Source organism: Amazonocrinis nigriterrae CENA67 (assembly GCF_016056305.1).
Taxonomy (GTDB): domain Bacteria; phylum Cyanobacteriota; class Cyanobacteriia; order Cyanobacteriales; family Nostocaceae; genus Amazonocrinis; species Amazonocrinis nigriterrae.
This window is the reverse complement of sequence record NZ_JAECZC010000046.1, coordinates 1-7,510: the sequence shown is the minus strand read 5'-3', so window position 1 is coordinate 7,510 and position 7,510 is coordinate 1. Positions and strand designations below refer to the sequence as shown.

The following is a 7,510-nucleotide window of genomic DNA, read 5'->3' as shown; positions in this document are numbered from 1 at the left end:
CTCCCTCATCTCCCCATCTCCCCTGCTCCCCATCTCCCCAACTTCCCCTATGTAGCCAATCTCAACCCAAGGCTGTGCTTTATCAGTGTATTTGAATGCATTGCTAATCAAGTTACTGAAGACTTCGTTAACGAGAACTGGGTCACATTGAATTGTTGGCAAAGGTCGAGGAATGCGTATGTCTGCAAGTTCACAATTGTTGTAACTAGCACGAAAGACATCAATTACTTGATTGAGTAATTCGTTGAGATCAATTGTTTGCAAGCGTAGTTGTGCTTGTCCTAACTGCGACAGTCGCAGCAAAGCATTAATTAAAGTTTCCATCCGCACGGCTAAGGAAACTACTGTTTCCAAGCATTCAATTCCGTCATCATCTAGTACTTGGGCGTAGTCTTCCAAGAGTACTGTGGAAAAGTTATATATGCCTCGCAAAGGTTCTTTGAGGTCATGAGAAGCGGCGTATGCAAAAGAAGCTAGTTCTCGGTTACTGCGCTCTAATTCGAGGTTGATTTTGGCTAACTCATCTGCTTTAGAAAGTACAATACCGACGATCGCATTCTTCAAAGCTAAAGCACTATCAACTTCACACTGTTGCCAAGGTAGGGAAGTCAATTGTACTGTTTCTTGCCAATTCTCAAAGGATTTACGGGGAGAAAGGGTAATGCTACCATCTGCTTGTACTTGAACGGATTCATTGGGGTTCCCTGCCCAGTGTACAGTTTGGATAACTTCGGGGCGAAACCAAATAATGTAATAGCGCAAGACTTGAGAAATCCGTAATAGCAGCAAGCCACTAGCAGTATCTTTAAATGCAACAGCCTCCGGGTAACGCTTTGCTAGAGAATCAGTGACAAACAAATTATCACTAACTTGGCTATTTGTCCATTCAATTAGTGCTTGTACTTGCTTAATATCTGGTGTTACTCCCACAAGCGTAATTTCATTATCCAAACAAACTGCTGCGCCAGTTGCACCCACAAGATCCAGTAAGCGGATTTCAGGTTTAATCAACGCGTCGATAAAATTATCTACTTGGGAAATGGACTTGATGAACTCTGACTGTAGGGATTGCAATTTGACTTTATAGTCCAATTCTGACTGAGTAACTTTGTGGGTTAACTCTAACGATACAATCCGTCCTAAAAACTTGCATATATTCCGCGTTTCATAGGAAATATGCTTAGGTGTTTGATGATGACAAGCAATTAATCCCCAAAGCTGCTGCTCTTGAATAAGGGATATCACTAAAAGCGCCGCTACTCCCATATTTTGATGATATTCCACGCAACAATCATCAAAACTCCTGAGTATGGACAAGCTTAAATCGAGCGGTTGATGCGTTGTGGGGTTTTCAGTTGGAACTAGCTTGACTCTTTGAGCGTGCAAATCGGGGATAAATCGCAGCAAGCAGCGTGTATATAATTCTCTAGCCTGCTCTGGAATATCTGTAGCAGGATAATGCAGTTCTAAATATGGTGATAAATCTTCTCGTTTGGCTTCAGCAACCACAGAACCAGCTTTGTTGTGGTCAAATTGATAGACCATTACTCTGTCAAAGTCTGTAATTTCCCTGATTTGTTCCGCCACAACATGCAAAAATTCTGTCAAATTTGATGTATTTTGCATCTTAGCGATCGCTTCATCCACCAAAGCTTGAAAGCTAGCAAAACTCAACTCCAAACGAGAGTCAGTCGGCTCTAGCTCCAGAATTACTGCATCTTCTGTACGATGCACAATGCCATCAAAGTATCGTTCACCATTGGAAGTCATGATTGATACTTTAAAAGCATTAGCACTGCTAATTTTTTTCACCAAACCCTGCTTGATGGCTTCAACTTGTCGAGCGTCAAGCAAGTAGCTCAGTGGTTGGCTAAGTAAATCCTCTGGTGCTTTACCCAAATATTCTTGGGTATTGTTACTAACTTGCACTATCTCTAGGTCGTTACTGAGTGCTAGTAATACACCATGAGGTTGAATAGAGCCAGGTATATGAATAGGTTGGCGATCGTGGTTAGTCAGAGAAGGTGTTTGGGCAGCAATATCTTCAGACTGGCTCATAAATCAACCAATGGAAAGCTGATTTTTACAAAAACGCAATTTAAGTTTACATTTCTTCAAAGTATATCTCAAATTGCGTAGAAGCAAAGTAGTGAGAGAACCGCAGTATTGCAAGCCGCTTACTTTGGCTAGCGTCAGAGCGCTCTTAGCAAAGTGGCTTTGTCCTTGTCGATTGTTATCTCAAAAGCATTGTAGCGGCAATTCATCAATTTCCACTACATGAAGCTCAGAGCTTTGGCTATTGCTTGCACCAGTGCTACGATTCAAACTTTTAGGCAAAAGTACAATATCTTAATATTTGCAAATGATTAATCATTTCCGAATAATCAATAGATATTAAAAGAGTATTCACTTGCTAAGAACCTCTTGAAGTTAAATTTAACTTACTTACACCGAATGGTATGGTGAAAAAGTCAAAAGGTATATCCTTCTATAGTTACAATTAATTCTCTAGAACGAAGCTTTTTAGAGTTGAATTTGACAACATATAAACATAGTAAAGAGTTTCTCGTTACTCAGCAGTGCAAGCGAAAGCATCAATAAGTAAGCATCAATATAATTATTCTTATTTGTTATCTTTTACTTGGAAACTGCTATTAACTATATACCGAGGTTTTTAAGTTATAAAACATCTTGAGTAACAGCAAATTTGCTGTATATCATCTCATTTAATGCTTGTTAAGTAGCAAACAACCGTCTAAAAAAGGATCTGAACTATGGCTGGACAAATGTGTTGGCTGCCCACAAAAGGAAGTAATGGCGAATTGATTTTGCACTTAAGGACAGCGCCAAGTCAACCTTGGCAACCTTACAGAAGTCGTATGGAGGCTGTACCAGACTATGATATTCCCCACGGTTCTAAGGGATGGGCAACTTATCAGAAATTGCGTCAGTTAGGTTGGACTTTAATTCCAACAGCCCAAGCTAAAACTATTACATTTGCACAGAAATTGAAAACTGCTTAAGACGATGTTTGGAAAGTCGTTTTTAATACTCAAATCCTGACTTGAAGGGAGTCGGGAGTAGGGAATAGGGAGTAGGTATAGCAAAGTGATGAGTGCTGAGGAGCCACTGCGGTGAGGCAGTACGGTCTTGGGGTCTCCCCAAGTGGAGTAACTGCCGTTAGCGTAGCGGTAGCGAGCTTGCGAGCGTCACCCGTAAGGGTCTTGGGGTCTCCCCAAGTGGAGCATGTGGCGTTGCTGAGTAGAAAGCAAGTTATTTCAAGGCTTTGAGCAATCAGCACTGTCCTCAACTATGCTTCGACTGCTGTACTTAGATTTTACCTAAAATCTAAATTATTGATACTTGTTAAACAACCTCTAACTTTTGAAAGCGACAAACTTTAATCACTTAACACCAATTCCCTAAAATTCGGTAACCCATTCAAAGCCAGAAACCTATACAAATATAAATTTCTTAATTACGAATTACTCGTCGGGTGACGCTCCTTCGTCGCTACCGCTGACGCTCGTTCGCGTAGCGTCTCCCCTTGGGAGAAGACTCGCTAACGCTAACGCAAGTTTGCTATCGACGCAAAGCGCCAAGACAGCAACTTGCTCACGAATTACGAATTACGAATTTGTATAACAATTGTGTGGAGTGTAAATATGTTTAGTCAAACTCAAGTCATTCCCTATTTTGATTTATTGCATTACCTGCGCCAAAAGCTAGACTCAATTGCAATTACTAATTCTAGAGTTGCTCGATTTTTCTGTTGGCTGATTCCAGCTTCTTGTCCATTTGAACGAACTATCAAAGTTTTTGAGCGAACACTGTTTCATATTCCGCCATTGTGTAAGTTCAACCCACTTTATGAACAACTTGTTGGCATCCGTTTTCGCTCGCTTACTTATCTTGCAAGTGAAGGTAGTAAAATTTAACTTTTTAATTTTAAATCAAGCAAAACTATTTGTAATTGAAAAAGGGTTTAATCATGATGGCAGTAGTAGCAATCTTACCCAGATTTAAAAAGGAACAACAGGTAAGTTTTGTGGGAGGCTTAGGCATCATCAAAGACTACCTACCAGAAGCAGGAACTTGGACTTACCTCATCGAGATGGAAATGGGTTTAGAACCTGAAATGGGTAGGATAGGTAACGAAACCAGAGTTTTGTTACCAGAAACTGATATTTGTTTAAGCCAAGATTAGGAAGTGAGGAGATGGGGAGATGAGGAGATGGTGAGATGGGGAGGTCGGGTAAATAACAAATGACAAATGACAAATGACAAATGACAACTGACAACTGACACAAATTAAATAAAAATTGTGACATGTAGCAATGCAACGCCAACATCTAACATCCAAAAACCAAAATTAAGTATGGAGTTAGGTATTTTTAGTTTAAAGGATTTCGGTTTGCCCAAGTCAGTACCAATTGCTTGTGCTAGTTCGGTTGTACTTAGCGACTGGACGAGACTTAAACCAAGAGATTGACTTGAAATGGTTTTGGCATAAGCAGCGTTGAGATAAGGTCTATATTGTGACCTTCCTGCAACATAAGTTTGGAAGAAAGGCAAACTCAAAACATTCATATATAGACGCGCTTGGGAAGCATCACCAACTACATCAGCAGGTAATGACACTTGTTGGCTGGTGGGGTTACTGTTACCAATGGTGGAAAAGTGAGTTCCGCCTAGAAGCATGACAAGATACTTTGGTGAATTCCCAAACCATGAGAAAGGCAGAATTTGCTCGTATAAAGCTGGTGCAACAGTGTCCTCACTACTACCAACGACCATTACAGGCGTTTTGATTTGCCTTAACCCGACTTTACCGAAAATAGAACTCGTAACTGGGTTAACTGCGATCGCAGCTTTTACTCTCTCATCCCGTAAGTTATACTCTTGATTAAACTTGCTGCTATTCAATGCCAAAGCACTACATTGAAATAGTAAAGACATATTCCAGCTTTTATGTATTGTCTGTGGTTTACAGTCTTGTTTGAGTTGTTCAAAGTTAATCTTAGCGCCAGCCAAAGCTAAGGCTGTGTAGCCGCCTAAAGATTGACCAAAGACACCAACCTGTTGTAAATTTAGCTTACCTTTAAACCGTGAATCAGACTGATTACTCTTCTCTAATTGATTCAATACATATTTAATATCTAGAGGTCTGTCTATAAATTCATCTGGTTGTATTACTTCATTAGTGCGTCCATTCAAGGATAGTTGCAATTGTTTGGCATCGCTACCCGGATGATTGGGAACAACTACAGCAAATCCGTAAGAAGCTAAATGAGTGGCTAAATATTGAAAGTTACTGCTATCTAGACCTAGACCGTGAGAAACTACAATTACGGGTGCAGGATGGACATTGGGAAGATAAACATCGGTTAATAAAGGTCGATTGCGTGTAGAGTCGAAAAACTCCAAGGTATATTTTTGCGACTTAAACTTTCCTTGACCCCGTAATTCTGGTAACTCTGAAGATATATGCCCAGGAATGTTGGCAGCTTCTATATTAGACTTTTTGGCAACTGTAGCGATCGCTTGATGGGTTTGATTGACTACTTTCTCTAGTTCCCCAGCGATGGCGAAACTATGTGCTAAATCAATCCTGATACTGCTGCTGGGATACTTGCGTAACAAATTTAATAACGTTAAACCTCCTGGTTCAGCAGAAGCAGAAATTAACCCCGACCGTAAGGTATCAAATTCAGGTTGTGGTTGACGAAATTTAGTTTTAATTGCTTGTGCTAAACGCTGTAATAGAGTTTTTCCTTGAGTTGTATCAAGAAATTGAGAAGCTACTACCGGACTCACTTTTACAGGAGTCAGTAAAACTTTTTGTAATTCCTGAAACTGTTGTGGTGGCAAATATTTTTGATAAACTGCCAATTCGTGATCAATTGTACCTTTTTGGGCATAGTTTTCTAAAGCAGCAACTGAAATTGACATTTCTATTGCTGAATAAGAAGCATAAATTCGCTCTGCTGCCATTACAGAATTAGTAAATCCAAAAGTTGGCAGCAGCACTGAAAGAACCAGCAAGAGCGAGTTTTTTCTCAGGGTGCTGGCCAAATTACCAAACAAACTATTCATCGCTCAACTGTTTCGGTGATGTTGTTTCACGAGGCGTTGGCTTTGGTAGTTATTCGGGCACCCTAGTAAATACCAATTTGTCATTTCTAATTGAGAAAGCTAAATTTCATTTGGATTTCCATATTTGAATCTTTAGCTTTCTATTTGCAAATTGGTATAAGTTAATATTATTCGCCTCGATGCTTATGGATTTTTTTGATTTTTTCTCTTGAATCCAAGGTGAAAATTTCAACTTGATAGAGACGCACACATAGAAAAATTATCCACCTAACAAGAGATTTATTTCCATGCATTACACTTACGGTAAAATCATAACAAATGAAAAATTACCCTGCCTCAGTATTTATGATGTAACTTTGGATATGTCACAAAATTATTATTTTTTAGTAGGTAATAATCTAGAAAAGCAATTCTATTTATGAGGACTTTTCCAGGCGATCGCTACCGAACCACCTACTACTAAACACGCTCCTAATATAGCTATTAATGTGAGATGTTCTTCTTTGAACAAAAAAGGTGCAATAACTGATACAATTTCAACTGATATAATTGTAACAATAGGCGCTAAAGCTATTACTGCACTTACTCTTGATGCTTCCCAGTGTTCTAATGATTCTGCAAACGCACCATAAGCAATTAGAGTATTAAAAGCACAAAATATTAACATAGATAAATGCAATGTATCTAATGTAAAAATTGTTTTTATGCTGGCTAAGGGAGTGAATAATAAAGCACAACCTCCATAAATAACCAACATGATGTGAGCAGAAGATAAAGATTGCAACAATTGCTTTTGTGCCAGAGCATAAGTAGCCCATGCAGCAGAACCTAGTGCAATCAAACCACTGCCAAAAAGATATATAGTACGACTTGTGAGCAAATTCGTTATTTGTTCATTAAAAAACAAAATATAACCAAAAATCAGCACACTGACACCTAGCCATTGATGCAGCGCATAAGATTCTTTAAAAACTACTAAACCTCCTAAACCTAATAAAAGAGAAGATAATTGAATGACAACTTCAGCGTTAGCAGGTGTTGTTAACGCTAAACCTTGCATAAACAAGAAGTAATTAAGCGCTAACATGAAAGTAGCGATCGCTAATAATTTTCCAGAAGCAGAACGCAATTGTTCTAGCTTTGGCAATTGACCGCGTACCCCTAAATACATAGCAAGCAATGCAAATGATGTCAGAAAGCGAAACCAAATAATTGTGTAGACATCAAGCGCTTGCAGCGTTATGGTCAGCGCAAGAGGTAGAATTCCCCACAACAAAACAGTCAATAACGATAACGCTAGCCCTAAACGCCAGCGCCCGGAACTGTGGTGCATAGTATGCATAATAAATTAATTAGAGTTTTCAGGATTAAGGGTCGAGACACCTCAGGGGGAGTGGGGGTGCAGGGGTGCGGG

At 39.5% G+C, this 7,510-nt stretch carries 6 protein-coding genes; 3 read left to right on the top strand and 3 right to left on the bottom strand.

The features are described from left to right. On the bottom strand, positions 1-2,058 hold a 2,058-nt coding region (locus I8748_RS20365), incomplete at its 3' end, for a GAF domain-containing protein (protein ID WP_198126377.1). A 716-nt stretch (positions 2,059-2,774) separates the two neighbouring features. On the opposite strand from I8748_RS20365, the gene I8748_RS20360 reads away from it, so the two are divergent. From I8748_RS20360 to I8748_RS20350, 3 genes are all read left to right on the top strand, one after another. Then, complete coding sequence (locus tag I8748_RS20360; protein WP_198126376.1) at positions 2,775-3,023, top strand: hypothetical protein; 249 nt, start codon at positions 2,775-2,777, stop codon at positions 3,021-3,023. Positions 3,024-3,665: 642 nt separating this feature from the next. Beyond that, positions 3,666-3,938 carry a Mo-dependent nitrogenase C-terminal domain-containing protein gene (locus I8748_RS20355; protein WP_198126375.1) on the top strand — a complete coding sequence of 91 codons (273 nt, stop codon included), beginning with the start codon at positions 3,666-3,668 and terminating at the stop codon, positions 3,936-3,938. A 53-nt stretch (positions 3,939-3,991) separates the two neighbouring features. After that, positions 3,992-4,207, top strand: a complete 216-nt coding sequence (locus tag I8748_RS20350; RefSeq protein ID WP_198126374.1) for a hypothetical protein — start codon at positions 3,992-3,994, stop codon at positions 4,205-4,207. A 104-nt stretch (positions 4,208-4,311) separates the two neighbouring features. On the opposite strand, the gene I8748_RS20345 is transcribed toward I8748_RS20350, so the two are convergent. Further along, positions 4,312-6,096, bottom strand: coding sequence for an alpha/beta hydrolase (locus I8748_RS20345; protein ID WP_198126373.1), 1,785 nt, complete (start codon positions 6,094-6,096; stop codon positions 4,312-4,314). Positions 6,097-6,508: 412 nt separating this feature from the next. Beyond that, positions 6,509-7,429, bottom strand: a complete 921-nt coding sequence (locus I8748_RS20340) for a DMT family transporter (protein ID WP_198126414.1) — start codon at positions 7,427-7,429, stop codon at positions 6,509-6,511. Positions 7,430-7,510 lie beyond the last annotated feature (81 nt).

Coding starts and splice junctions, on each gene's coding strand:
- I8748_RS20360 (WP_198126376.1), top strand. CDS start 2,775: ATGGCTGGACAAATGTGTTGGCTGCCCACAAAAGGAAGTAATGGCGAA.
- I8748_RS20355 (WP_198126375.1), top strand. CDS start 3,666: ATGTTTAGTCAAACTCAAGTCATTCCCTATTTTGATTTATTGCATTAC.
- I8748_RS20350 (WP_198126374.1), top strand. CDS start 3,992: ATGATGGCAGTAGTAGCAATCTTACCCAGATTTAAAAAGGAACAACAG.
- I8748_RS20345 (WP_198126373.1), bottom strand. CDS start 6,096: ATGAATAGTTTGTTTGGTAATTTGGCCAGCACCCTGAGAAAAAACTCG.
- I8748_RS20340 (WP_198126414.1), bottom strand. CDS start 7,429: ATGCACCACAGTTCCGGGCGCTGGCGTTTAGGGCTAGCGTTATCGTTA.